This window comes from Streptomyces sp. NPDC087420 (genome assembly GCF_044744165.1).
GTDB lineage: Bacteria > Actinomycetota > Actinomycetes > Streptomycetales > Streptomycetaceae > Streptomyces.
Genome location: NZ_JBIUXU010000018.1, coordinates 41,135 through 65,406 on the forward strand (window position 1 = coordinate 41,135; position 24,272 = coordinate 65,406).

Here is a 24,272-nt window from a genome sequence, read left to right on the forward strand (position 1 = left end):
CCCACTGGCCGGGGGGGGGCCCCTCCCCGGCCGCCCCAACCACGCCCCCCGCCCCGGGCGGGGGGGGGGGGGGGGGGGGGGGGGGGGGGGGGGGGGGGCCCCCCCCCCCACCCCACAGCTTCCGGCCTTTTCTTTGAGCGTCCCCGGTCTTTGAGTGTCCCCGGCCTCAGTGTCCCCGGCGCGGACCCGGTGGCAGGGCCGCCGGGGTGTGCCGCCCGCCCGGCTGGCGCGGGTCGCGCTGCCACGACCCCACGTACGGCGTGTGGCCGTGGCCGCCGCCGTACCCGCTGTGCGACGACGCGTGCAGTCCGGTGCCGAAGGCGGTGAAGCCCAGGTTCTCCTCGTTGCTCCGGTCCCCGGGCAGGGCCCGGAAGGACCGGCGGAACTCGGAGTACAGCGCGTCGTAGATGGGCGTCATGGAGTAGCCGTCCGCGACGTCCTGCGCGGGGCGCATCGAAGGGATCTGGCTCTGGTACTGCGGGCGTGGGGGGTCGTATGCGTGCACATATGTGCCAACGACCCCGGTGTCGGTCGGATGCGGGGTGCCCGGCGAATTCGCCGCTCGCGGGGGTTCTGTGAGCCGGACGGCCGGGCGCGCGGCCGTGGTCACGTGCCCGCCAGCGGCATCGCGGCCGCGACCAGCCGGCCGTTGGCCGCCGCCTTCTCCAGGGCCTCGCGCAGCAGGTCCTCGCGGGGCTGCTGGCCGATGGAGCCGACCGGCGCGGCGAAGACGAGGACGGTACTGGACCGGTTGGCCGCCGCCCGCCAGCCCTCGGTGACCTGGAGGGGCTGGTGCGCCTGCCACCAGGCGACGGAACCGCTGCCGCCGGTGCCCGGCTGGAGCACGGCGTGCAGCTGGCCCATGGCGAGCAGGACGGACCAGCCGGGCAGGAGGGTGGGCAGTGTCTCCAGGTCGGAGACGTGCCGGAAGCCCTGCTCGGCGAGGAGCGGCAGGAACTCGTCGGTGCTGCCGGCCGCGCCGGGCCGGGCGATCGGGGCGGTCGGTTCGACCACCAGCGCCGGGTGGAGATCGCCCTCGATCAGCACCAGGCCGCTGGTCACACCCAGAACGGCCTGGTCGCCGCCGGCCGCGCCGGGCTGCGCCGATTCGCCGCCGGTGATGGACCGGACGGCGCCCTGGAGCTGGTCCTCGGCGACCTGGACGACCTGGGAGGGGATGCAGGTGGCGTGGGCGAAGGCGAGGACGGCGGTCTCCTCGCCGACGAACAGCACAGTGCTGGTCCGCTCCTGTTCGGAGTCGCCGGGAGTGCGGCAGGACGTGCAGTCGTAACTGCCCGGGGAGTTGTCGCCGGCCAGCAGCCGGTCGGCTTCTTCGTCGCCGATCTCGGCGCGTACGTCCTCGCTGACATCGAGCATGCGCGGCACGGGTGGCTCCTCGAACTCGGTGCGTGGGCCGGGCTGTTCCCGGCTCGTAAAGAAGACAACGGGTGAGCGTGGCCCGGGTCACGCGGATCGGGGAACGGAAATCGAACCATCGGCACAGCGGGTGACCGACCGGCCGGAATCAGTCACCGCGTCCAACGCCTGGCGAGGACGGGCAAGTTGGCCCGGTGTCCCCGGTGGGACGGTCGCCACGTCGACGGATCGATTCGGCGCGTGCGGTGACCGGGTTGTCGTGGTCGACAAATCGGGAAGTCGCTGATCGGAAGAGGTGGCCGGAAAACGCCGGGTCTTTTCGGCACCGAACGCTCCATTCGAGCGTCTAACGGACCGAGCCGGTACGACCGGGACGACCAGGGGGACCCACCCACGTATGCGCCTTTCCTTCCTGCTCCACAACGCCTATGCCGTCGGCGGGACGATCCGGACGACGTTCACGCTCGCCGCCACGCTGGCCGAGCGGCACGAGGTCGAGATCGTCTCGGTCTTCCGGCACCGGGACGAGCCGGCCCTGGGCGCCCCCGCCGGGGTCGAGCTGCGGCACCTGGTCGACCTGCGGCCCGGCAGCCCCGGGTACGACGGTGAGGCCGGGGAGCACGGGCGCGCCAGGATCTTCCCGGCGGGCGACAGCAGGTACCGCCAGTACAGCGCCCTCACGGACCACCGGATCGGCGCCCACCTGCGGTCTCTGGAGGCGGACGTCGTCATCGGCACCCGCCCCGGGCTCAACGTCCACCTCGCCCGGCAGGCGCGCCGGGGTCCGGTCCGGATCGGCCAGGAACACCTGAGCCTCGACACCCACGCGGGCCGCCTGCGCCGCGAGATCCGCCACCGCTACCGGCTGCTCGACGCCGTCACCACCGTCACCGAGGCCGACTCCCGCGCCTACCGGACCGGGCTGCGGCTGCCCGGCGTACGGATCATGGCGATCCCCAACAGCGTGCCCGCGCCCACCGTCGCCCCCGCCGACTGCACCGGCAAATGGGTCGTCGCGGCCGGCCGGCTCACCAAGGTCAAGCGGTACGACCTGCTGGTACGGGCCTTCGCCCGGGTGGTGGAGGTCCGCCCCGACTGGCGCCTGCGGATCTACGGCGGCGGCGACGCGTCCGGCAACGAGAAGGACACGCTGCGCGCGCTGGTCGAGGAGCACGGCCTGCACGACCACGTCCTGCTGATGGGCTCCGCCAACCCGCTGGAGGCGGAGTGGGTCAAGGGATCCGTCGCCGCCGTCACCTCCAGCCGCGAGTCCTTCGGCATGACCATCGTCGAGGCGATGCGCTGCGGCGTCCCGGTCGTCGCGACCGACTGCCCGCACGGGCCCGCCGAGATCATCGAGGACGGCGTGGACGGGCGGCTGGTGCGCAACGGGGACCTGGACGCGATCTCCGGCGCGCTGCTCGCCCTGATCCAGGACGACGCGCTGCGCGGACGCGCCGGCCGGGCGGCGCTCGCCGCCTCCGCCCGGTTCGACCCCGCGCTGATCGCCACCCGCCACGAGGCGCTCTTCACCGAGCTGGCCAAGGGTTCGCGCGGCAGGCTGCACGACTCACTGCACCGGGGCCGGGGCGCCGTACTGGCCGGCACGCACTCCGCGCGCAACCTCGCCGTCGACGTGATCCGGAAGGGCAGGACCCCATGAGCGGGCAGAACGGACGGAGAGGGGCGGCGGAACGGGTCGCCGACTGCATCGCCGACTCCGCGGGAGGCATCACCTTCGACCTCGCGGGAGCCGCCGGGCCCGCCCCGGTGCTCGTCCTGCGCCGGCGCGACGGCGCCCCCGAGGACGGCACCGACCATGAGGTACGGCTGCCGCTGACCGGAGGCGGCGGGGACGCGCCGGGGGCGGGCGCGAGACCGGCGCTGCGGGCCGTGCTGCCCAGCACGGTGCATCTGGCCGAGGGGTACTGGGACGTCAGGACGGGAGCCGACGGCGAACACGCCGTACGCCCCGGGGTCAGGGACGTACGGGCGCTCGTGGACCGGATCCCCGGGTCCGACCGGGTCGCCGCCCGGATCCCGTACCCGACGGGCGACGGGCGCCTCGCCGTCCGCAGCTGGGTCCGCACCCCGCACGCCGAGGCCGGCGCGATCCGCTGCGAGCGGGGCGCGATGACGGTCGGGGGAGTGCTGTACGGCGCCGAGGCGCGGCCCGGCGCGGTGGCGGAGGCGCGACTGCGCGGCGGCGGCCGGGTCCACCGGGTCCCGGTCACCGGCCGGGGCACGTCCTTCGCCTTCACCCTGCCGTACGCCCTCCTGACCGACGTGCCGGTCGGGCGACGGCAGCGGTGGGACCTGTGGCTGCGGCCCGCGCCGGACGCGGCCGGCATCCGGATCTCCCGCATCCTGGACGACATCTGGGACAAGCGGAACATCCTCGTCTACCCACGCTTCGTCGGCCCGGGCCCGGAGACCTGGTCGGCCGCGCCCTGCTACGCGGCCGACAACGGACTCTGCGTACGACTGGAGCCCGCGCCGGACATGCCCTAGGGGCGCCCCAGCCGCGCCGCAGGGTCGAGAAGAAGGCCCGGACGTCCGCCACCAGCAGGTCGGGGACCTCCAGCGCGGCGAAGTGGCCGCCCCGTTCGAACTCCGACCAGTGGGTGAGGGGGTGGCCCGGCTCCGCGTACGCGCGGATCGCGATGTCCTCGCCGAAGTTCGCGACGCCCGTGGGCACCAGGGAGTTCTTCGGCGGGCCCCACAGGCCGCCGTGCGCGTTCTCCCAGTACATCCGCGCCGAGGAGCCGGCCGTGCCGGTCAGCCAGTACAGCGTCACGTTGGTCAGCAGGGTGTCCCGGTCGATCGCGTCCTCGGACAGAGGCTTGCGGACAGGAACGGTCCGCGACTCCTGGGAGACTGGCCCCATGCTGGACACCTCGGCGCGGCTCCTGCGCCTGCTCTCCCTGCTCCAGGCCCACCGCGCCTGGTCCGGCGCCGATCTCGCGGACCGGCTCGGCATCACGCCACGCACGGTGCGGCGCGACGTCGAGCGGCTGCGTGAGCTGGGCTATCCGGTGAACGCGAGCCCGGGCACGGGCGGTGGCTACCAGCTGGGCGCGGGCGCCGAGCTGCCGCCGCTGCTCCTGGACGACGAGGAGGCCGTCGCGGTCGCCGTCGGCCTGCGCACCGCCGCCGGGCAGGGCATCGAGGGCATCGGCGAGACGTCCGTACGCGCCCTGGCCAAGCTGGAACAGGTGCTGCCGGACCGGCTGCGCCGCCGGGTGAGCGCCCTCAACGCCTTCACTGTCCCCCTGCTGCGCGGCAGCCGGGGCACGCCGGTCGACCCGGCCGTGCTCACCGAGCTGGCCAACGCCTGCCGGGACAGCGAGCGGCTGCGCATCGCGTACCGGGACCACAACGGCGCCGACACCCGCCGCACGGTGGAACCGCACCGGCTGGTGTGCACCGAGCACCGCTGGTACCTGGTGGCGTGGGACACCGACCGGGCGGACTGGCGCACGTTCCGGGTGGACCGGATCACCCCCAAGCCGCCGCACGGGCCCCGCTTTCCCCCGCGCGAGGCGCCCGCCGAGGACCTGGCCGCCTATGTCTCGCGCGGCGTCTCGACCCGGGTCTACGCGGCCGAGGCGGTGATCAGGCTCCCCGTCTCCGCCGAGGAGGCGGCGCGGTCCGTGTCGCCCTCCACGGGCGTCCTGGAGGCCGTCGACGCGCACAGCTGCCTGCTGCGCACCGGCGCCGGGAGCATGGAGGTGATGGCCTTCCACGTGCTGTCGGTGGGCCTGGACTTCGAGGTGGTGGAGCCGCCGGAGCTGGTCGACCACATCAGGGCCCTGCGGGACCGGCTGTCGCGGGCCCTGCCCGGCACTGACGCGGCACTTACTTGAGACCGAAGTGACCGAAAACGAACGGGTCGGCCGTGTCCACCGTCGGGGGATCGTGCAAGGGAATCGTGAATTCCGCATGGTCCGACAATTCTCCGCCGCCCTTGCGGGGACGGCGGCGGCGCGAATTTGATAAGGGTGAATTTATGTGATCTTAGGGGGCGTGGAATTACTCCGGAGTGTCGAATCGGAGGGCCGAACGAGTGAAGTCGGGGCGTTGCGCCAGGAGGCGTGATCCTGTGACACAAGTGTGACGGCGGACCGGCGGGAAGGGCCCGTGTCCGGCGATTGCCCGGCTTCCTTCCTCGCCCGGGGGCGCCTACCGTGAGTGGCATGGCACCCACACCGACCCCCCAGGACCCGCCCTCCGACGACCTCGGTCCGTACGTGGGCCTCGACGCCGACGACGCCGGGAACCGGGCCCGGCGGCGGGGCTGGACAACGGTCCGGGCCCTGCCGCCGGGCGCGATCATCACGATGGAGTACGTGGTGGGGCGCCTCAATTTCGAGGTCGAGCACAACCGGGTGGTGCGCTGCTGGCGCGGCTGAAACGCCGTCCCCGCCGGCGTTTCCCCCGCCGCCCCCCGCCGTCCCCGCTCCCGCCCCGCGAGCACGGAAAAGGCCCCCGGCCATGGGCCGGGGGCCTTCCATGTCCTGAAAGCCCCTCCGGGGGCGTCCTGGGCGGCCGCTCAGCCGCCCGTCACCGGCCGCGAGCGCGGCGGACGGCGGCTGCCGGCCGGGGTGATGGGCGTACGTTCCGAGCGGACCGCGTGCGGACGCGGCTGCGTGAGCTGCGACGGGGGCCGCCCCGCTCCCGTCCGCCCGGGGTGACCGGCACCGATCGGTTCGCGCGGCGCGTCGTCGTCCTCGGGGTGACCGGCCCGCACCGGGGCCGGCCGGGGCCCGCCCGCGGCGACCGGGGCCGACGCCGCGAGCCTCCTGCGGGCGCGCAGCCGGTCCAGGACGGAGTCCCGTACGGCGAGGATCGCGCGCTCCATGCGGCCGATCATCGGCTCGCACCACGGCAGGGCGAGCAGGATCAGCAGCCCTGCCGCCCAGCCCAGCAGCACGTCGCTCAGCCAGTGCGTACCCAGGTAGACGGTGGTCGCGCCGACCCCCAGGGCCACCATGGACGACGTGATCGACAGATACCGCCTGGCCCGGGGCGTACTGGCCAGATAGGCCAGGATTCCCCAGGTCACGACGGCGTTGGCGGTGTGTCCCGAAGGAAATATATCGCCGCCCGCGAAGAGCTCCGCGGAGCCGATCTGGGTCGCGTAGTGGGGGCCGAGCCGCCCGAGGCCGATCTTGACCGCCCCGACGGTGATGTTGAGCAGCAGCAGGGCGGTGCCCAGGGCCAGCAGGGGCCGCACCGTGTGCTGGCGCCAGGAGCGCCACCCGAGCCAGGCCGCGATCATCACGGCCGTGGGGCCGCGCTGCCCGAGCACCACGAAGTAGTCGAGGAAGGCGTGGAGTCCCGGCCACTGCTGGTACGGCCGGAACAGCATGACCTTCCAGTCGAGGGTCACCAGCCAGGAATCGGCGAGCACGGCGACGACGATGGCGAGATAGAACGCCAACGTTCCGCCGAGGAGAGCCTTGCGGGTGCGACTCATCCGCGGGATCTCTATCTTCGGCGGCTCCGGCTCCCGATCCAGGCGGGCAAAGATGTTGGTGCGCACGTAATCGACGTTACAGCGAGTGAGTGACCGAACAGGGCGATCAGGTCTCTTTGTGATGACGATGTGATGTGGAGTATGTCTCAGGTCACGGTTTATCCGGCCCGGTTCCCGAAATCCACAGGACCCCGAACCCTATTAATCGGCATGGCGTTCGCGGAACTGTCTTTGTGCGGAACAGAATGAGTTCACCGGGACGCCGTGTGGAATTTCCCCGCCGCTTGCGGAAGCCCCGGCCGCGACGGAGGCGGCCGGTGTGGCGCACACCACACCGGATGGTCCGAACCGTGAGACCTGCACCACGTGACATGCGCGTTCCCTCGCGTACTGTGGCGGATCACCCGCGCGTCGATGCGGGGTCGCTGCGGGGTCGCCCGGAAGGTCTGGGGTCCCGGTCGGCCCTCCGAGTGCGGGGGACGCATCGGGAGGTACTCAGATGACCGGGACCACCACGGCCGCGGCACGGTCGCGCGCCGCCGTCGGCGGCGCCAACCGCTGGGTCGTCCTGGTCGTCCTCTGCGTCAGCCTGCTGCTGGTCGCGCTGGACGCGACCGTGCTGCACGTGGCCGTCCCCTCCGTCACCGAGGACCTGAACCCCAGCGGCGTCCAGCTGCTCTGGATCGTGGACGCCTACCCGCTGGTCTGCGCCGCGCTGCTGATCCTCTTCGGCACCCTCGGCGACCGCATCGGGCGCCGGCGCGTGCTGCTGCTCGGGTACGGGCTCTTCGCGGCCGCCTCCGCCGTCGCCGCCTTCGCGGGCTCGCCCATGGTGCTGATCGGGGCGCGCGCCCTGCTCGGCGTCGGCGGCGCGATGATCATGCCGGCGACCCTCTCCATCCTCCGCGCGGTCTTCCCCGACCGGCGGGAGCGGGCGGTGGCCATCGGGGTGTGGACGGCGGTCGCCGCCGTGGGCGCCGCAGTGGGCCCCGTCCTCGGCGGCTTCCTGGTCGAGCACTTCTGGTGGGGCTCGGTCTTCCTGATCAACCTGCCGCTGCTGGCGGTCATCCTGCCGCTCGGCCGCGTGGTGCTCCCCGAGTCCAGGGGCAGCTCCGACGGCCCCTGGGACGTGCTCGGCGCGCTCATGGCGGCGGCGGGCGTGCTCGGCCTGGTCTTCGGCGTGAAGCGCCTCGGCGCCGGGGAGGGCCCGCTCGGCCCCACGACCCTCGTCCCGCTCTGCGTCGGCGCCGCCCTGCTGGTCCTCTTCGTACGGAGGCAGCGCCGCCGGGCCAACCCGCTGATCGACATGCGGATGTTCGCCAGGCCCACGTTCTCCGTCTCCATCGGCTGCATCGTCCTCGCGATGCTGGCGCTGGTCGGCCTGGAGCTGATCGCCGTCCAGTACCTCCAGCTGGTGCTGGGGCTCAGCCCGCTGGAGACCGGGCTGCGGCTGCTGCCGCTCACCTTCGCCGCGATGGCCGCGGGCGCCACGGGATCGCTCACCCTGCGCCGGGTCGGGCCGCGCCGGATGGTGTCGTGGGGCTTCGTCCTCACCGCCGCCGCCGTGCTGCTGCTCGTGATGATGGGCCAGCACGACCGGCCGGGACTGCTGACCGCCGCGTTCGTCCTGCTCGGCTTCGGGGTGCAGTCCACGCTGTTCGGCGCGTACGAGTCGATGCTCAGCGAGGCCCCCGCCGAACAGGCGGGCGGGGCCGCCGCCATCGGCGAGACGTCGTACCAGCTCGGCGCGGGCATGGGGATCGCCCTGCTCGGCAGCGTGATGAACGCGTCCTACGCGCCCGCCCTGTCGTCCGTGAAGGGCGTCCGCACGTCCGACTCCACGGCCGCCTCCCAGTCCCTCGGCGAGGCCTACCAGGTCGCCAACCGGCTGGGCGGACCGGCCGGGGACTCCCTGCGGAGCGCCGCCCGCCACGCCTACGTACACGGCCTCCATGTCACGCTGCTGGTCAGCGCGGGCCTGCTGCTGCTCGGCGCGCTGGCCGCGCTGCGGCTGCCCCGGATCATGGAATGCCCGGCGCCGGGCCCGGCGGAGACCGCCGCCGCGGGGGCGCCGGAGCCGGTGGGCGTGATACCGGAACAGCGGGCGCAGGAGCGTCACGTACCGGACCTCCGCAAAGCGGCCCCCCGCGCGTCGGCCGACCGGGCGAGGCCACCGGACAAACAGCCGGCCTCGTCACGTCAGCGGCCCGCCCTGGTGCCCCGCGGCCCGTCCGGCTGACACCGGCCCCCGCCGCCGGCGCGTCCCGCGGGCGTTGCGGTCGCCGCACCGGGGCCGTAACGTCTGCGCCGAGCCGTAACTAACACTGCTAGTTTGAGCCGCGCGAGCCGCCGGAGGCAGCCCCTCATGCCCGTCCCTTCCTTCGACCCCGGTGATCCGCTCGGCCTCGACGACCTCCTCGAACCGGAGGACCTGGCGATCCGGGACACCGTCCGCGCCTGGGCGGCCGACCGGGTCCTGCCGCACATCGCCGAGTGGTACGAGAACGGCGAACTGCCCGTCCTGCGCGAACTGGCCAGGGAACTCGGCGGGCTGGGCGCGCTCGGCATGTCCCTGACCGGATACGGCTGCGCGGGCGCCACCGCCGTCCAGTACGGGCTCGCCTGCCTGGAGCTGGAGGCCGCCGACTCCGGCATCCGCTCCCTCGTCTCCGTCCAGGGCTCCCTCGCGATGTACGCGATCCACCGCCACGGCTCCGAGGAGCAGAAGCGGCGCTGGCTCCCCGGCATGGCGGCCGGCGAGCTGATCGGCTGCTTCGGCCTCACCGAGCCCGACCACGGCTCCGACCCGGCCGGGATGCGCACCCGCGCGCGCCGGGACGGCACCGACTGGGTCCTCGACGGCCGCAAGATGTGGATCACCAACGGCTCGGTGGCCGACGTCGCGGTCGTCTGGGCCCAGACCAGCGATCAGCCGGACGGGGTACGGGGCTTTCTCGTGCCGGCCGGCACCCCCGGTTTCTCCGCCCCGGAAATCACCCATAAGTGGTCGCTGCGAGCCTCGGTCACCAGCGAACTGGTCCTCGACGGGGTGAGGCTGCCGGCCGACGCCGTCCTCCCGGAGGTCTCGGGACTGCGCGGACCGCTCAGCTGTCTGAACCACGCGCGGTACGGAATCGTCTGGGGCGCCATGGGGGCCGCGCGCGCCAGCTTCGAGTCGGCGCTGGAGTACGCGAGGACGCGGGAGCAGTTCGGCCGGCCGATCGGCGGGTTCCAGCTCACCCAGGCCAAGCTCGCCGACATGGCCCTCGAACTCCACAAGGGCATCCTGCTCGCCCACCATCTGGGGCGGCGGATGGACGCCGGCCGGCTCCGCCCGGAACAGGTCAGCTTCGGGAAGCTGAACAACGTACGGGAGGCCCTCGAGATCTGCCGCACCGCGCGCACGATCCTCGGCGCCAACGGGATCTCGCTCGCCTACCCGGTCATGCGGCACGCGACGAACCTGGAGTCGGTCCTCACCTACGAGGGCACGGTCGAGATGCACCAGTTGGTCCTGGGCAAGGCGCTCACCGGTCTCGACGCCTTCCGGTGATCCGGGAGATTCCCGGATGAAACCGGACGGACCGGTGCGCGCCCCGCTCAGCTCTGGTTGAAGAAGCCGTCCTGCGCGCGGCCCGTGGGGTCACCGCTGACGATCTCGGTGTCGGCGGGGGTCAGCAGGAAGACCCGGGTGGCCACGCGCTCGATCGAGCCGCGCAGCCCGAAGGCCAGTCCCGCGGCGAAGTCCACGACCCGCTTGGCGTCGGAGGGCTCCATGGCGGTGAGGTTCATGATGACCGGGGTGCCGGCCCGGAAGAGCTCGCCGATGTGCCGGGCGTCCCGGAAGCCGTCCGGGGAGACCGTGGCGATCCTGCGGTCCTCATGGACGGCCTCGGAAGCGACCCGCGCCCGGGGGTCGGTCTTCCAGGTGTCGTCGCTCTCCGCACCCTCGGCGTACTCGTCGTCGTAGTAACGCTCGTCGTTGTCCTCGACGAGGCCCAGCCAAGCACTCGCCTTGCGCACCGATCCCATGGACGCCTCCTCTCACCGCGGTCACTAGTGGTTCCGCACTCCCTATGGTCGACCATGATGCGGATTCCGCGCCAAGGGGATAGCCGCCGCACAGGGCATTCGTGACGGTACTGGTGCAGAAGATGTGGCGGTTCGTCAAGGTTCCTCCTGCGTACGGGCCCTGAGGTCGTACAAAATATGACGTTCCGGCCAGATGGGTGACGCGGGGGTCGTACGGGTGAACGGTGTAGTCGATACGATGCCCTCCGCACAGACGAACGACTCCGGGGGGACCGTCGTGTTCGGGATCGTCAGACCATGCGGGCACCGCCTCACCGACGGCCTCAAGGCCGAGTGGACGGCCCATCTCTGCGGACTGTGCCTGGCACTTCGCTCCGGCCACGGGCAGCTGTCCCGGGTCGTCACCAACTACGACGGCCTGATCGTCTCGGTCCTGACGGAGGCTCAGTCAGCGCCCGCCCCCGGCCACCGGCGCACCGCGGGCCCCTGTCCGCTGCGCGGCATGCGGACCGCACCGGTCGCCCGGGGAGAGGGCGCGCGCCTGGCCGCCGCCGTCTCGCTCGTCCTGGCCTCGGCGAAGGTACGGGACCACGTGGCCGACGGGGACGGGCTGTTGAAGCGCCGGCCGCTCGCCGCCGCGGCGCGCAGGGTCGCCACCGGCTGGGACCGGGCGGGCGCCCGTACCGGCGCGGCGCTGGGATTCGACACGTCCGTCCTGGTCGACGCCGTCGACCGGCAGGCGGGGATCGAGGCCCTCGCCGGTCCCGGCACCGCGCTGACGGCCGTCACCGAGCCGACCGAGACGGCGACGGGCGCCGCCTTCGCGCACACCGCCGTGCTGGCGGGCCGGCCCGGGAACCGCGCGCCGCTGACCGAGGCGGGACGGCTCTTCGGACGGCTCGCGCATCTGCTGGACGCCGTGGAGGACCAGGAGACTGACGCCGCGTCGGGAGCCTGGAACCCGCTGACCGCGACCGGCACGCCCCGGGCGGAGGCCCGGCGGCTCGCCGACGACGCCGTGCACGGCATCCGTCTCGCACTGCGGGACGCGGAGTTCACCGACGGCCGGCTCGCGCACGTGCTGCTCGCCCACGAACTGCGGGTGTCGGTGGACCGGGCGTTCGGTACGACGGCGTGCGCGCACGCCGGGCACGGCGGCGCCCCGGCGGGGCACCTGCCGGGAACACCCCCGCGGGCACCGGGGACGCCGGGCATGCCGCAGACCCCGCAGGGGCCGCACGTCGAGCCGCCCCGGCCCGGACCGCGCGGATTCCTGGCCGGCTGCGCGGCCTTCGCCGCCCTGTGCTGCACGTGCCGGATGTGCTGCGCGGAGAGCTACGAGGGCCCGTGGTCACGCAAGAAGCGCGAGGGCTGCTGCCAGAGCTGCGACTGCGACGGGAACTGCTGCGACTGTGACGGCGGTTGCTGTGACTGCTGCGGATGCTGCGATTGCAGCTGCTGACCGTGGCGGGACGGCCGTGCGGGGAGACGGGACGGAGAGAGAGCCGGAGGCGGAGGCGGGAAGGGGGGAGCGAGGGGGGTGACGCGTGGAGCGGCGCTTGTGAAGGCACGCGGGAGACGGCGGGTGAGCGCCGGTGGTACGGAGGCCGTGCAGGGCGTCAGCTCAACAGGACGAGGACCACACTCGACCGAAGTCGATGTGGGAGCGGGTGACCAGCCACTGCTGCGCATACATGTGCCAAGTGGAACAGGCATCCGTTTCCCCGTCAACCGAGTGACCCGGGACGCCCGGAGTATGGACAAGCTTGACAGCGGACGGTACACACCGCTTAGCCTCTGAGCCACAAGCGGATCGTGCTGAGGGGCTCGGTCCGCCCGCGTTTTCCGTGAAGGCACATCCCGTGTTCGATCTCTGTATCCACGGAGCCTTCGCATGCCTGTGTCCTCGGATCCCACCCGCACCCCCGTCCTTGCGCGCCTCACCCGGTCCGTCGTCGTGGTCGGCGCGGGCCCGCGCGGCACGGGATTCCTGGAACGGTTCGCCGCCAACGCGCCCGCCCTGTACGACGGCCGCCCCCTCGACATCCACCTGGTCGACCCGTTCCCGCCGGGTGGTGGCCGGATATGGCGCCGCGAGCAGTCGCCGCTCCTCTGGATGAACTCGATGGCCGCCGACGTCACCATGTTCACCGACGACTCGGTGCGGCTCGGCGGTCCCGTCACCGAGGGGCCCGCGCTCCACGAGTGGGCGCGGAACGTCGCGGACGGGACCGCCGACCTCTCCGAGGAGACCGCGCGCGCCGATCCGGGACTGCGCGCCGAGATCACCGCCCTGAGCGACCAGGCCTTTCCCAGCAGACGGGCGCAGAGCGCCTATCTGAGCTGGGTGTACGAGCGGACCGTGGCCGCCCTGCCGCCGGGCGTCACCCTGCACCGGCACCCGACGCGCGCCCTGCGCGTCAGCGGTCCGCGCGGCGGGAGACAGCGGGTCTGGCTGGAGGACCGTACGGAACCGCTGCTCGCCGACCTGGTGGTCCTGACCCTCGGCCACCTCGACGCGGAACCGGAGCCCGAGCACGTGGAGCTGGCGGGGTTCGCCCGGCGGCACGGGCTGACGCACGTGCCGCCCGACTTCACCGCCGACAGCGACCTGTCGGCCCTGCCCGCCGGCGAGCCCGTGATCGTGCGCGGCTTCGGCCTCGCCTTCGTGGACCTCATGGTGCTGCTCACCGAGGGCCGGGGAGGGCGCTACTCCGTGGCCCCGGGCAGCCCGCGAGAGGGCGTCGGCGAGGAGCTGGTCTACCACCCCTCGGGGCGGGAGCCGGTGCTGTACGTGGGATCGCGGCGCGGTGTCCCGTACCACTCCAAGATCGGGTACGGCCTGAGCGGCGAGAGACCGCCACTGCCGCGCTTCCTCGGGCCCGAGCAGATCGACGAGCTGCTCCGCGGGCGCCGGCCGCTCGACTTCCGGCGCGACGTCCGGCCCCTGGTCGACAAGGAGCTGGGCTTCGCCCACTACCACCGGCTCTTCACCGCCCACCCCGAGCGCACCCGCATGGCCTGGACGGACTTCGAGGAGAAGTACGCCGCCGCGGCACCCGGCAGCCCGGAGCTGGACGCGCTCACCGCCGCCGCCGTGCCCGACCCCGCCGACCGGCTCGACCTCGGCCTCCTCGACCGTCCGCTGGCCGGCGTGCGCTTCGCGTCGCACGAGGCGCTCCAGGACGGCCTGCGCGACTACATCACCGCCGACCTGACCCGCCGGCACGACCCGTCCCACAGCGCCGACCTCGCCGTCTTCCTCGGACTGTTCTCCGTCTACGGACAGTTGACCCGGCTCGGCGACCTCGGGGACATGGGAGGCCAGTGGCACGGCTTCTTCAGCTACGTTGCCTCCGGGCCGCCGGGACCCCGGCTGCGCCAGCTCCTCGCCCTCTCACGGGCCGGGATCGTCCGCTTCCTCGGCGCCGACACGACGGTCGAGGCCGACGAGCGGAAGGGACTCTTCCGGGCGGGTGGCGCGTCCGTACCGGGGCACTACGTGGAAGCGCGCGCCCTGGTGGAGGCCCGGCTCCCCGACCCGGCGCCCGAGCGCACGCGCAGTCCGCTGCTGCGGGCGCTGTACGAGGAGGGGGCCGCCGCCACCTCCGCCGGGCTCGTCAAGGTCGACCCCGACGACGGGCGGCTCGTCGAGAGCGACGGGCGCCCGCATCCGCGCCGCTTCGCCCTCGGCCCGTACACCACCGCCCGGTCCAGCGGCGCCTTCACCCGGCCCCGCACCGGCGGCCCCGCCTTCCGGCAGAACGACGACGTGGCCCGCGCCGTACTGACCTTCCTCCGGGATCCCGCCGGCCATCAGGACCCCGGGGACGAGACCCGTACCGACCGTCCCCGTGTTGTGTCCGACTCCTGAACCGAACCTGAGAGGCCCGACATTGTCCGCCATCCGACCCCTGCATCTCGCCGCCGAGATCGGCGGTCCGCCGCGGTACGACGCCGCCGACTACGTCGACCTCGCCCGGCTCGCCGAGCGGGGCGCCCTCGACTTCGTCACCCTCCAGGACTCGTTCACCCGGCCAGGACTCGACGCGCTCGCCGTGCTGTCCCGGGTCGCCCCGGCCACCGAGCGGATCGGGCTGGTGGCGACGGTCACCACCACCCACACCGAGCCGTTCCACGTCTCCTCCGCCGTAGCCACCCTGGACTGGGTGAGCCGGGGCCGGGCCGGCTGGGTGGTCGACGTGTCGACCACGCCCGCGCAGGCCCGGCTCTTCGGCCGCCGCCACGCGGCCCCCGCCGAGGCCCTGTGGCGGGAGGCGGGCGAGGTCGCCGAGGTGGCGGCGCGGCTGTGGGACAGCTGGGAGGACGACGCCGAGATCCGCGACACGTCGACAGGGCGCTTCGTCGACCGCGCCAAGCTCCACCATGTCGACTTCGAGGGGACCACGTTCACCGTCCGAGGCCCGGCGATCGTGCCGAGGCCCCCGCAGGGCCACCCCGTCACCGTCGTGGACGCCGCCGGCGAGCACAGCGAGGACATCGCCGCGCGCCACGCGGACGTCGTCCTCATCCGGGCCACCCGCCCCGAGGAGGCGGCGGGGATCCGCGAGCGGCTCCGCGCCCGCGCCGCCGCCCACGGCCGGCGCCCCGACGCCCTGCGGGTGCTCGCGGCCCTCACGGTCAACCTCGGCGACGGCGAACGCCCGGCGGAACCGGGGCTGGAGAGCGCGCCCCGTACCACCGGCGGCGCCGGCGGCCCGTACTACCGGGGCGGCCCCGTCGACCTCGCCGAACTGATCGCGGCCTGGCACCGGGGCGGCGCCGTCGACGGCTTCCACGTCGCGCCCGCCGAGCCGGCCCGCGACCTCGAACGGCTGGTCAACGGTACGGTCGCGCTGCTCCAGCACCGCAGCCGGTTCCGCACCTTCTACCCGGGCGGCACGCTGCGCGAGCACCTGGGCCTGACCCGCCCCGCCAACCGGTACACCCACGCCGGGGGAGCGTCATGACCGCCGACACCCCCGCCGACACCCCCGCCGCCCCTTCCGGCCGCAGGACCCTCCACCTCGCCGCCCACTTCCCCGGCGTCAACAGCACCACCGTCTGGGCCGACCCCCGCGCCGAGTCGCAGATCGAGTTCTCCTCCTTCGAGCGGCTCGCCCGCACCGCCGAGCGGGGCCTGTTCGACTTCTTCTTCCTCGCCGAGGGGCTGCGACTGCGCGAGCACAAAGGCCTGATCCACGACCTGGACGTCGTCGGCCGGCCCGAATCGATCACCGTGCTCAACGCCCTCGCCGCCGTCACCGACCGGCTCGGCCTCGCCGCGACCGTGAACGCCACCTTCAACGAGCCGTTCGAACTCGCCCGCAGGCTCGCCACCCTCGACCGGCTCAGCGAGGGCCGCGCCGCCTGGAACGTGGTGACCTCCTCCGACGCCTTCACCGGGGAGAACTTCCGGCGCGGCGGCTACCTCGACCGCGCCGACCGCTACACCCGGGCCGCCGAGTTCGTCGCCACCGCCCGGGAACTGTGGGACTCCTGGACCCCGGCCACACCCGGCTCCCCGTACGGCGTCCCGCGCTCCTTCGCCCACACCGGTCAACACTTCGAGATCGAGGGCGAGTTCACCGTCCCCCGCTCCCCGCAGGGCCACCCCGTCGTCATCCAGGCCGGTGACTCCGAGGAGGGCAGGGAGTTCGCGGCCTCCACCGCAGACGTCGTCTTCAGCCGCCACAGCACCCTGGAGGCGGGCCGGGCCTTCTACGCCGACACCAAGGCCCGGCTGGCGCGGTACGGCAGACGGGCCGGCGACCTGAAGATCATGCCGGGCGTGACCTACGTCCTCGGCGACACCGACGCCGAGGCCCAGGAGCGCGCCGCCGAGATCCGCCGCCGGCAGGTCTCCCCGCAGAACGCCCTCCTCGCCGCGGAACGCGTCTGGGGCCGCGACCTCTCCGCGTACGACCCCGAGGGACCCCTCCCGGACACCGACCCGGACCCCGCCGCCGTCATCGGCCAGGGCCGGGTGACGGACGGCGACCCGCTCGCGGTCGCCGCGCGCTGGCGCGCCCTGTCCGAGGCCAAGGGGCTGTCCATCCGGGGGACGGTCATCGAGACCACCGCCAGGCAGTCCTTCATCGGCACCCCCCTGACCGTCGCCGAGGCGCTCGACAGCTTCGTCCAGCAGGAGGCGGCGGACGGTTTCATCCTCATCCCCCATCTCACCCCGGGCGGCCTGGACGACTTCGTCGACCGGGTCGTACCGCTGCTCCAGGAACGCGGTGTCTTCCGTACGGAGTACGCGGGGACCACGTTGCGGTCCCATCTGGGGCTTCCCGACCCCGTCTGGAAAGGCTGATCAGCATGACCACCGACACGCCCGGCGCACCCGGCACAGCGACCGACACCGACCCCGCCCAGGAGTGGAAGCACTGGCACGAACAGCGCGTCTTCGCCGTCTCCGCGCCGTACGGACCGCTCTCCCTCACCGGTACCCACTGGCTCACCGACTTCCCCGAGGGCCGCCTGCCCGCCGTACCGGGCGTGTGGCGCGCGGACGGCGACGAGGTGGTGCTCACCGCCGGGGACGGCGACGGGCTCACCGCCGACGGCGTACCGCTGACCGGTGAGATCCGGCTGACGGCCGACACCAGGGCGTTCGAGGACTCCAGGATTGCGGCCGGGGCGCGCCGGCTGGTCGTGCTGCGCCGCGAAGGCCTGTGGGCGGTACGCGACTTCGACCCAGGATCCCCGGCCCGGCGGTCGTTCCTGGGCATCGAGGCGGTTCCGTACGACAGCGACTGGGCGCTGACCGGGCACTTCCGGCCGTACGAGAGCCGTACGATCCTGCTGCCGAACGCGGACGGGCGCGAGCGGGACTTCACCCTCGGCGGTGAGGTCTCCTTCACGGTGGACGGGACGGACCACACCTTCCAGGCCGCCGTGGAGCCCGACGGCTCCCTGTGGGTCGTCTTCGCCGACACGACCAGCGGGACGGACAGCTTCCGGTTCCGCTTCCTGCGGCCGCCGGCCCCGGACGCGGACGGCACGGTGAGCGTCGACCTCAACCGGGCGGTGCTGCCGCCCTGCGCCTTCGCGGATCACTTCCTGTGCCCGTTCCCCCCGCCCGGCAACCGGCTCCCGATCGCGGTCCCGGCCGGCGAACGGCGGCTCGTGACCGGCTGATCCGGCACTTCCGGCCCTCCGGCACCACCCGTCGCGGCGGTCCGGAGGGCGCTCTTGCGCGGGGGAGTCGGCGGCCTCGATACTCCCCAAAGTGTTTGCCGGGGAGACGCCTGTCCGGGACCCGGACGGGCGCCCCGGCTGCGCCTCACGGGCCGGGCACCCCACCGCCGGGCCCCCGATTCCCCCCGGAGGAACGACACGTGAGGATCAAGCGCACCAACCCCCCAGGCTCACAGGCGAGAAGGACCCGGCTGTTCGCCGTCACCGCCGGACTGGCGGCCGCCGTGGCACTCGCGATACCGGCCGCCGGAGCGAGCGCACAGGACCGGGCCACCGTCTTCGGCGCCCAGCAGCTCACCGCCGCGAACGACGCCGTCCTCACCGCCGACGTGGCGGGCACCGCCTGGTACACCGACCCGGCCGGCGGCGAACTGGTCGTCACGGCCGACAGCACGGTCTCCGCGACCGAGATCCGGTCGATCCGGCGGGCGGCCGGGGCCAACGCCGGCGCGCTGCGCATCGAACGCACCCCGGGCACGCTCTCCCGCTTCATATCCGGTGGTGACGCCGTCTACGCCCCCAGCTGGCGCTGCTCCGTGGGATTCAACGTCCGCAGCGGCTCCACCTACTACTTCCTGACGGCGGGCCACTGCACGGAGGGCTACCCGCCCTGGTACGCGGACCCGGCGCACACCATCAGCATCGGCCCCACGGTGGGCTCCAGCTTCCCGGGCAACGACTACGGCCTCGTCCGGTACGACAACCCCGCCGTGACCCACCCGGGCACGGTCGGCAGCGTCGACATCACCGGCGCGGCCAACGCCACGGTCGGCATGTCCGTCACGCGCCTCGGTTCCACCACCGGGACCCACAGCGGCACGGTGACGGGCCTGAACGCCACGGTCAACTACGGCGGAGGCGACATCGTCTCGGGCCTGATCCGTACCAACGTCTGCGCGGAGCCGGGCGACAGCGGCGGCCCGCTCCACTCGGCCGGCCGCGCCATCGGGCTGACGTCGGGCGGCAGCGGCAACTGCACCTCCGGCGGCACCACGTACTTCCAGCCGGTCACGGAGGCGCTGAGCGCCTACGGCGTCAGCGTCTACTGACGGCGGCCCGGCGCCCGGTGAGCCCCTGTCCCGACCGGACGGGGGCTCACCTCTGCGAGAATGCCGGGTGGTCGGTGGTACGGAACGGGGGGCCGCGGGCAGTGAAAAGCATCGGAGTGACCGGTCACCGGGACATCCCCGCGGCGGCCAGATCACACATCAGGGCCGCCATCCTGGCCGTGCTCCGTGCCCACTCGGGCTCGCTGGAGGCCCTCTCCAGCCTGGCCGCCGGCGCGGACCAGCTCTTCGCGGACCTCGCGCTCGACCGGGGCGCGGAACTGACCGTCGTCATCCCCAGCGGGGACTACGAGGACGGCTTCGACGACCCCGAGGAACTGGCCCGCTACCGGCACCTCAAGGACCGGGCCACCCTGGAGGTCAGGATGGAGTTCCCGCACTCCACGGACGAGGCCTACTACGCGGCGGGCGCGTACATCGCCGACCACTGCGACCGGCTGCTGGCGGTGTGGGACGGCCGCCCGGCCCGCGGCCTCGGCGGGACGGGCGACATCGTGCGGTACGCGCGTGAGCGCGGGAAGCCGGTGACGGTGATCTGGTGCGACGGGGTGGAGCGGGCCTGACCGCCCGGCCGCGTGTGCCTTGAACTTCCCGCGCCTCAACTCCGATGCCGTACCAGCCAGTCCGTGTGCTGGGGCGAGACGATCCGCTCGGTCTCGTACACGGCGTTCGCCCACTGCGCCTCGGTGACCATCGTCGCCATCGCCGTGTGCATCGCCGCCAGGTCGTCCTCCACCAACGAGTGTGCGGAGATGAGCGGTTGATGCCGCCGGATCTCGTTCCACGCCAGACAGGCCGCCGCGGACGCCGACAGCAGCCCCAGTACGGCGGAGGATCCGGTGACGGAGAAGGTGCGCAGCACGGCCAGGAAGAGCGCCAGCAGGGTGAGGAGGGTGATGGTCACCCCCCAGAGGGTGGTGGCGTGACGGGAGATCACCGTGCGCCGGTGGTACCAGTTGCGCTGCTCGATGAGCCGGTCCCTGACGTACGTTTCCTTGCGGGCGCTGAACGCCTTGTCGCGCAGCATCTGCATGGGGGGAGTGATGAGTTGAGCCGCTCCCGCCGGGGCCGCGTCCCCGTCCCGCGGATCCTCCCAGCCGACTTTTTTGAGTTCCCTCAGGCCCGCCTCCATCCGGGTGGTGAAGAGTCCCGCCGGATCCTCGGCCCCGGAATCGAAGGGGGCCCCGTGCACCGCGTACCGCCAGGACATCGACTTGATGAACTCGGCCGCCGAGCGGTTGAGTTGCCAATGCGACTTTGCTCGGTGCCCGGCGGACCTGAGGGTGAATAGGAGTACGCCCGCGTACGCCAACGCGCTGAGCGCGCCCACGAGTTGGAACGTGTCCCCGAGCTTCCCCTCCCACGGCAGCGCGGCCAGCGCGGCGGCCAGGACCAGCAGCACCAGCTGGCTGCGGTTGGCGTTGACCGCCTGCCGCTGGCGCGTGATGGCGATCGCGTCCGCGTAGTGGAAGAGAACCGGCAGATCAGCGTTTCGGAAGACCATACTGTGCAGTGGTCCGCGTAACTCGGCCATGCGCGCCCCCGTCTGCTGTTGTGTTGTCACTCGTTCAGCTGAATGGCGCCTTCCGCACCGCGTCGCGAATTCCTGACAACGCTTTTGTCTCGGCCGCCCGTGCCGAGTTGCTGTACGAGTTCTGAAGAGTAAAGTCGAGCCGCTGACACTGCAACGGTGCCGTGTCTCCTGTTCGCACCTGATGATCAAGGACGGCCGTCGTGACCTTTCAGACCTCTGTCACCTTCGCTCCTGCGAAGAAGAACCGAGTCCCCCTCGCGGAGATCGACGTACGCGACGCCGAGGTCGCCAAGAAGCTCAACCGGGTGCTTCCCATGCCCACCGGCCGTGTCGCGCGCGTTTCGAGCTTCAACTCGGCCCTCTAGACTGGCGGAATGACTGGACCCCTGGTCCCATTCCGCGAGATCGTCTTAAAGGTCCACAGCCGGTGCGATCTCGCTTGTGACCATTGCTACATCTATGAACACGCCGATCAGAGCTGGCGCACCCGCCCCAAGGTGATCTCTGACGAGGCGATCTCCTGGACGGCTCTGCGACTGGCAGAGCACGCCAAGACTCATGCCCTGCCCTCCGTGTCAGTGATCCTGCACGGAGGGGAGCCTCTGCTGGCGGGTCCCGCCCGGCTGCGGCAGGTCTGCGCCGAGCTGACCGCGGCTCTCGAGGGAATCGCTGCCCTCGATCTGCGCATCCACACCAACGGGCTCCAACTTTCTCCCCGTTATCTCGATCTGTTCGACGAATTCGACGTCCGGGTGGGTATCTCCCTGGACGGCGACCGGACGGCCAACGACCGGCACCGCCGCTACGCGGACGGCCGCAGCAGCCACCCCCAGGTACTCAAGGCCGTCGCCCTGCTCCACGAGGAGCGCTACCGCCATCTCGACCTCGGGCTGCTCTGCACGATCGACGCGGCCAACGACCCGCTCGCGGTGTACGACGCGCTCGCCGCCCTCGATCCGCCGCGCATCGACTTCCTGCTCCCGCACGCCACCTGGGACGAGCCCCCGCCGCGCCCCGACGGCTCGCCCACCGCGTACGCCGACTGGCTGCTCGCCGTCTTCGACCGCTGGCAGGAGCAGGGCCGGCCCATGCCGGTACGGCTCTTCGAGTCGGTGCTCTCCACTCTCGGCGGCGGCCCCAGCCTCACCGAATCCCTGGGACTGGCCCCCACCGACCTGGTCGTCGTGGAGACGGACGGCACGCTGGAACAGGTCGACTCGCTCAAGAGCGCCTACGACGGCGCGGCGGCCACCGGGTTCGACGTCTTCTCCCACACCTTCGACGAGGTCGCCGGCCACCCCGGCGTACGGACCCGTCAGCTGGGCCTCGCCGGGGTGAGCGAGACCTGCCGGCAGTGCCCGGTCGTCCGCTCCTGCGGCGGAGGCCTCTACACCCACCGCTACAGCTCCGGCGCCCCGTCCGGGCCCGGGGCGGGACCCGCCGGATTCGACCGGACCTCGGTCTACTGCGCGGACCTCGAAGCCCTGATCCGCGGCATCGAGTCCCGTACGGCCGCCGCGACCACCTCGCCCGCCGTCACGGACACCGGGGAACTGCTCGCCGCCCAGCTGGACCTGACCCGCTCGCTCCTCGCGGAGCTGCACTCCGAACTGGCCGGCCGGGGCGGCGCGTCCTGGCAGGAGGCCTGGGAGCTGGCCGGGGTGGTCGAGGGGTGCTCCGACGGACTGGACGAGCTGCTCGCCCACCCGTACACCCGCCCCTGGCTGGTCGACTCCGTCGCGGCCCTGCGCGAGGAGCGCCCCGAGGCACCGGGCACCGCGCGCCGCCTGGCGGCCTATGTCGCCGCCGCCGTGATCCGCGGCGGCCTGGACGTGCCCGTCCGGGTCGCCCACCGGGACGGCGCCCTGCACCTCCCGACGCTCGGGGTGCTGCGCCTGGACGACGGGGCGGGTCTGCACGGCGCGGGTCTGCACGGCGGGGGACCGTACAGCGGAGGACCGTACGGCACGGGACCGTACGGCGCCGGCTCGTACGGGGAGGCCGAGGTGCGTGTCACGGAGAAGGGCTTCCTGGTGCGCGCCGGCGCGGTGGAGCGGCTGGTCGTACGGCCCGAGGAGGCCACCCCCTACTGGCGGCCCGTGCGCCGGCTCGGCCGGGACGGCGCCCCCGACCTCGCCCTCGACGACCTCGACCCGTACCGCGACCGCTTCGGCGCACCCGTCCACCCGGGGCTCGGGGACGCGGAGGCCGCGGGCTGGAGCGCCCGGCTGGCGGCGGCCTGGCGGCTGCTTCGGGACGCCGTACCGGACCAGGCGGCGGAGGCGGCGGGGACGCTGTCCACGCTGACGCCGCTGCTGTCGGCGGACACGGGAGCGGTGAGTGGCCCGCCCGGCTACGGAGCCCTGGGCGTCCCCGTCCACGGGGACGCCGGGGAGCTGGCGCTCGCGCTCCTGCGGGGCTTCCGCGCGGCGAAGCTGCGGGCGCTCACCGAGGTCGCCGACCTGTACGCGCCGGACGGCGGCCGGAGCCGCCGGGCGCCCTGGCGGGAGGCGCCGGTCCCGGTGTCGGAGCTGCTGGCGGGGGCGTACGAACGGGTCGGGCTCGCGGCGTACGACAGCTCCTACCGGGACCACGCCCGCCGGGCGCTGGGCACGCTGGAGGACACGGACGAACTCACGGTCAGCGGGAAGAGCCTGCTGGCCGCCCTGTGGAAAGAGGTCGACCATGCCTGACGCGACGGACGAGGCGACGGCGAGTACGGCGGGCGGGGCGGCGGCCGACCCGGAGGGCCGGGCCGCCACCGTGGCCGCGCTGGTGGCCGAGCTGCGGGCCCTGGGGGTCACGGACGGGACGATCCTCCTCGTCCACGCCTCCCTCGGCTCCACCGGCCTCGACGCCGACACCCTGCGCACCGCCCTGCTGACGGCCGTGGGCGGCGAGGGCACCCTGGTCGTGCCCGCCTTCACGGAGGAGAACTCCGACACCTCCTCGGCCCATCTGGCCCGTATCCGGGGGAAGACACGCCGGGAGGCGGCCGCCTTCCGGGAGCGGATGCCCGCCTTCGACGCGGCGACCACGCCCTCCACGGGGATGGGCCGGCTGGCCGAGTCCGTACGCACCCATCCGGCCGCGGTGCGCAGCGCCCATCCGCAGACCTCTTTCGCGGCCGTGGGACGCCAGGCGCGGGAATTGCTGGCCTCGCATCCCCTGCACAGTCATCTGGGCGAGGACTCCCCGCTGGGCGCCCTGGCCGCGTCCGGTGCGCGGGTTCTGATGATCAATGTGGGATTCGGCGTCTGCACCGCGTTCCATCTCGCGGAATACCGCGCCGGTGCGCCGACGCGTTCCTATCGCTGTGTGGTGAAAGGCCCTGACGGGATCGCGCGGTGGGTGGAATATGAGGATGTCACCCTCGACGACAGCGATTTTGAGTCCGTGGGCGCTTCGTTCCCCTGGGGTATGGAACAGAAGGGACAACTGGGAGGAACATCCGCCAGGCTGTTCCCGATCAAAGACGCGGTGGATCACGCGGAGTCGTGGATGACCGAAAAGCGGCGTTGATTGACCGAACGTCAAGGGGAGGGAGCGGGCTCCGCTCCGGAATGATGAGTTCGCC

Annotated in this window: 21 protein-coding genes; 16 read left to right on the forward strand and 5 right to left on the reverse strand. The window is 73.0% G+C overall.

What is annotated here, in order from left to right:
• Nucleotides 1–166: 166 nt before the first annotated feature.
• Together ACIO1C_RS32035 and ACIO1C_RS32040 are read right to left on the reverse strand one after the other, a co-directional pair.
• Nucleotides 167–454, reverse strand: a complete 288-nt coding sequence (locus tag ACIO1C_RS32035) for a hypothetical protein (protein WP_401870191.1) — start codon at nt 452–454, stop codon at nt 167–169.
• Between the two features lie 152 nt (nt 455–606).
• Complete coding sequence (locus tag ACIO1C_RS32040; RefSeq protein ID WP_401870193.1) at nt 607–1,386, reverse strand: hypothetical protein; 780 nt, start codon at nt 1,384–1,386, stop codon at nt 607–609.
• A 388-nt stretch (nt 1,387–1,774) separates the two neighbouring features.
• Between ACIO1C_RS32040 and ACIO1C_RS32045 the strand changes: the two genes are divergently transcribed.
• The 4 genes from ACIO1C_RS32045 (at nt 1,775) to ACIO1C_RS32060 (ending at nt 5,789) form a co-directional block, all read left to right on the forward strand.
• Complete coding sequence (locus ACIO1C_RS32045; protein WP_401870196.1) at nt 1,775–3,040, forward strand: glycosyltransferase; 1,266 nt, start codon at nt 1,775–1,777, stop codon at nt 3,038–3,040.
• Entirely contained in the window at nt 3,037–3,888 is an 852-nt protein-coding gene (locus ACIO1C_RS32050; protein ID WP_401870197.1) for a hypothetical protein, read from the forward strand. Before ACIO1C_RS32045 ends, ACIO1C_RS32050 begins: the two co-directional genes overlap by 4 nt.
• Nucleotides 3,889–4,262: 374 nt before the next feature.
• Entirely contained in the window at nt 4,263–5,243 is a 981-nt protein-coding gene (locus tag ACIO1C_RS32055) for a helix-turn-helix transcriptional regulator (protein WP_401870452.1), read from the forward strand.
• Between the two features lie 330 nt (nt 5,244–5,573).
• Nucleotides 5,574–5,789: an I78 family peptidase inhibitor gene (locus ACIO1C_RS32060; RefSeq protein WP_401870200.1), complete on the forward strand. Its 216-nt coding sequence runs from the start codon at nt 5,574–5,576 to the stop codon at nt 5,787–5,789.
• 140 nt (nt 5,790–5,929) lie between these two features.
• Here ACIO1C_RS32060 and ACIO1C_RS32065 read toward each other — a convergent pair whose 3' ends face one another.
• Nucleotides 5,930–6,922 (reverse strand): phosphatase PAP2 family protein, encoded by a 993-nt coding sequence (locus ACIO1C_RS32065; RefSeq protein ID WP_401870203.1) that lies wholly within the window; start codon nt 6,920–6,922, stop codon nt 5,930–5,932.
• 433 nt (nt 6,923–7,355) lie between these two features.
• On the opposite strand from ACIO1C_RS32065, the gene ACIO1C_RS32070 reads away from it, so the two are divergent.
• Nucleotides 7,356–9,095, forward strand: a complete 1,740-nt coding sequence (locus ACIO1C_RS32070; protein ID WP_401870205.1) for an MFS transporter — start codon at nt 7,356–7,358, stop codon at nt 9,093–9,095.
• Nucleotides 9,096–9,221: 126 nt separating this feature from the next.
• Entirely contained in the window at nt 9,222–10,409 is a 1,188-nt protein-coding gene (locus ACIO1C_RS32075; protein WP_401870207.1) for an acyl-CoA dehydrogenase family protein, read from the forward strand.
• A gap of 47 nt (nt 10,410–10,456) precedes the next feature.
• Here the strand turns inward: ACIO1C_RS32075 and ACIO1C_RS32080 are convergent, their stop codons facing one another.
• Nucleotides 10,457–10,888 carry a cell division protein SepF gene (locus ACIO1C_RS32080; protein WP_401870210.1) on the reverse strand — a complete coding sequence of 144 codons (432 nt, stop codon included), beginning with the start codon at nt 10,886–10,888 and terminating at the stop codon, nt 10,457–10,459.
• A gap of 238 nt (nt 10,889–11,126) precedes the next feature.
• Here ACIO1C_RS32080 and ACIO1C_RS32085 point away from each other — a divergent pair, with 238 nt between their 5' ends.
• From ACIO1C_RS32085 to ACIO1C_RS32115, 7 genes are all read left to right on the forward strand, one after another.
• Nucleotides 11,127–12,350 (forward strand): DUF5685 family protein, encoded by a 1,224-nt coding sequence (locus tag ACIO1C_RS32085; protein ID WP_401870213.1) that lies wholly within the window; start codon nt 11,127–11,129, stop codon nt 12,348–12,350.
• Between the two features lie 432 nt (nt 12,351–12,782).
• On the forward strand, nt 12,783–14,762 hold the full coding sequence (locus ACIO1C_RS32090; RefSeq protein WP_401870215.1) for an FAD/NAD(P)-binding protein: 1,980 nt from the start codon (nt 12,783–12,785) through the stop codon (nt 14,760–14,762).
• A gap of 22 nt (nt 14,763–14,784) precedes the next feature.
• Complete coding sequence (locus ACIO1C_RS32095) at nt 14,785–15,858, forward strand: LLM class flavin-dependent oxidoreductase (protein WP_401870218.1); 1,074 nt, start codon at nt 14,785–14,787, stop codon at nt 15,856–15,858.
• On the forward strand, nt 15,855–17,207 hold the full coding sequence (locus ACIO1C_RS32100) for an NtaA/DmoA family FMN-dependent monooxygenase (RefSeq protein ID WP_401870221.1): 1,353 nt from the start codon (nt 15,855–15,857) through the stop codon (nt 17,205–17,207). Before ACIO1C_RS32095 ends, ACIO1C_RS32100 begins: the two co-directional genes overlap by 4 nt.
• Nucleotides 17,208–17,212: 5 nt before the next feature.
• The gene (locus tag ACIO1C_RS32105) at nt 17,213–18,034 is read left to right on the forward strand and encodes a DUF1684 domain-containing protein (RefSeq protein WP_401870223.1); all 822 of its coding nucleotides are present in this window, start codon (nt 17,213–17,215) and stop codon (nt 18,032–18,034) included.
• A gap of 200 nt (nt 18,035–18,234) precedes the next feature.
• Complete coding sequence (locus ACIO1C_RS32110) at nt 18,235–19,143, forward strand: S1 family peptidase (protein ID WP_401870226.1); 909 nt, start codon at nt 18,235–18,237, stop codon at nt 19,141–19,143.
• A gap of 101 nt (nt 19,144–19,244) precedes the next feature.
• A complete protein-coding gene (locus ACIO1C_RS32115; protein ID WP_401870229.1) occupies nt 19,245–19,724 on the forward strand; it encodes a hypothetical protein in 480 nt (159 codons plus the stop codon).
• Nucleotides 19,725–19,759: 35 nt separating this feature from the next.
• On the opposite strand, the gene ACIO1C_RS32120 is transcribed toward ACIO1C_RS32115, so the two are convergent.
• On the reverse strand, nt 19,760–20,665 hold the full coding sequence (locus ACIO1C_RS32120) for a DUF4231 domain-containing protein (RefSeq protein ID WP_401870232.1): 906 nt from the start codon (nt 20,663–20,665) through the stop codon (nt 19,760–19,762).
• Between the two features lie 230 nt (nt 20,666–20,895).
• On the opposite strand from ACIO1C_RS32120, the gene ACIO1C_RS32125 reads away from it, so the two are divergent.
• From ACIO1C_RS32125 to ACIO1C_RS32135, 3 genes are read left to right on the forward strand one after another with little or no spacing between them, the layout of a single operon-like run.
• Nucleotides 20,896–21,060: an FXSXX-COOH protein gene (locus tag ACIO1C_RS32125; protein WP_401870234.1), complete on the forward strand. Its 165-nt coding sequence runs from the start codon at nt 20,896–20,898 to the stop codon at nt 21,058–21,060.
• 9 nt (nt 21,061–21,069) lie between these two features.
• Nucleotides 21,070–23,388: a radical SAM/SPASM protein FxsBH, inactivated beta-hydroxylase extension form gene (gene fxsBH, locus ACIO1C_RS32130; protein WP_401870237.1), complete on the forward strand. Its 2,319-nt coding sequence runs from the start codon at nt 21,070–21,072 to the stop codon at nt 23,386–23,388.
• Nucleotides 23,381–24,217, forward strand: coding sequence for an aminoglycoside N(3)-acetyltransferase (locus ACIO1C_RS32135; RefSeq protein WP_401870240.1), 837 nt, complete (start codon nt 23,381–23,383; stop codon nt 24,215–24,217). Before fxsBH ends, ACIO1C_RS32135 begins: the two co-directional genes overlap by 8 nt.
• Nucleotides 24,218–24,272 lie beyond the last annotated feature (55 nt).

Bases quoted from the DNA above. Each gene is read 5' to 3' on its own strand.
- ACIO1C_RS32035 (WP_401870191.1), bottom strand. From the start codon at position 454: ATGCGCCCCGCGCAGGACGTCGCGGACGGCTACTCCATGACGCCCATC.
- ACIO1C_RS32045 (WP_401870196.1), top strand. From the start codon at position 1,775: ATGCGCCTTTCCTTCCTGCTCCACAACGCCTATGCCGTCGGCGGGACG.
- ACIO1C_RS32050 (WP_401870197.1), top strand. From the start codon at position 3,037: ATGAGCGGGCAGAACGGACGGAGAGGGGCGGCGGAACGGGTCGCCGAC.
- ACIO1C_RS32055 (WP_401870452.1), top strand. From the start codon at position 4,263: ATGCTGGACACCTCGGCGCGGCTCCTGCGCCTGCTCTCCCTGCTCCAG.
- ACIO1C_RS32060 (WP_401870200.1), top strand. From the start codon at position 5,574: ATGGCACCCACACCGACCCCCCAGGACCCGCCCTCCGACGACCTCGGT.
- ACIO1C_RS32070 (WP_401870205.1), top strand. From the start codon at position 7,356: ATGACCGGGACCACCACGGCCGCGGCACGGTCGCGCGCCGCCGTCGGC.
- ACIO1C_RS32075 (WP_401870207.1), top strand. From the start codon at position 9,222: ATGCCCGTCCCTTCCTTCGACCCCGGTGATCCGCTCGGCCTCGACGAC.
- ACIO1C_RS32080 (WP_401870210.1), bottom strand. From the start codon at position 10,888: ATGGGATCGGTGCGCAAGGCGAGTGCTTGGCTGGGCCTCGTCGAGGAC.
- ACIO1C_RS32085 (WP_401870213.1), top strand. From the start codon at position 11,127: ATGCCCTCCGCACAGACGAACGACTCCGGGGGGACCGTCGTGTTCGGG.
- ACIO1C_RS32090 (WP_401870215.1), top strand. From the start codon at position 12,783: ATGCCTGTGTCCTCGGATCCCACCCGCACCCCCGTCCTTGCGCGCCTC.
- ACIO1C_RS32100 (WP_401870221.1), top strand. From the start codon at position 15,855: ATGACCGCCGACACCCCCGCCGACACCCCCGCCGCCCCTTCCGGCCGC.
- ACIO1C_RS32105 (WP_401870223.1), top strand. From the start codon at position 17,213: ATGACCACCGACACGCCCGGCGCACCCGGCACAGCGACCGACACCGAC.
- ACIO1C_RS32120 (WP_401870232.1), bottom strand. From the start codon at position 20,665: ATGGTCTTCCGAAACGCTGATCTGCCGGTTCTCTTCCACTACGCGGAC.
- fxsBH (WP_401870237.1), top strand. From the start codon at position 21,070: ATGACTGGACCCCTGGTCCCATTCCGCGAGATCGTCTTAAAGGTCCAC.
- ACIO1C_RS32135 (WP_401870240.1), top strand. From the start codon at position 23,381: ATGCCTGACGCGACGGACGAGGCGACGGCGAGTACGGCGGGCGGGGCG.